At 52.8% G+C, this 286-nt stretch carries 1 protein-coding gene and 1 pseudogene; both read right to left on the bottom strand.

Annotation, left to right across the window (positions count from 1 at the left end):
* Nucleotides 1-103 (bottom strand): beta-galactosidase (locus AB9F29_RS22380; protein ID WP_369757310.1); only part of this gene is annotated, 103 nt, incomplete at its 3' end.
* Nucleotides 100-286: pseudogene (locus tag AB9F29_RS22375) on the bottom strand (SMP-30/gluconolactonase/LRE family protein); the annotation flags it as partial. The gene AB9F29_RS22380 and the pseudogene AB9F29_RS22375, both read right to left, overlap by 4 nt.

Raw genomic sequence — 286 nt, 5'->3', positions numbered from 1 at the left:
GCACCCATGTGAGGCCTGCTTCGACCATACGCCGCGCATTGTCGGCCCATTCTTCTTCGGGCCAATGTTCCGGATAATAGCAAACGCCGAGGGTTTTTTTCATAGGATGACTTGGTTCTCTTGTTGGCCTTTGGCGACGTCTTTGGCTATGAAAGTCGCGCCTGCCATTGGCTCTTTTTCTAAGATTTCAGCACTCAATCCAACGCGCGCAGTTGTGATGAGGAGGTCTGTTAAACCTTCGCCACCAAAGGCGGGGCAAGATGTTTGGCTCGCTTCTGGACAGGCA

It is taken from the genome of Falsihalocynthiibacter sp. S25ZX9 (assembly GCF_041205405.1).
Lineage (GTDB): Bacteria > Pseudomonadota > Alphaproteobacteria > Rhodobacterales > Rhodobacteraceae > Falsihalocynthiibacter > Falsihalocynthiibacter arcticus.
This window is presented reverse-complemented; position numbering and strand designations above follow the sequence as displayed.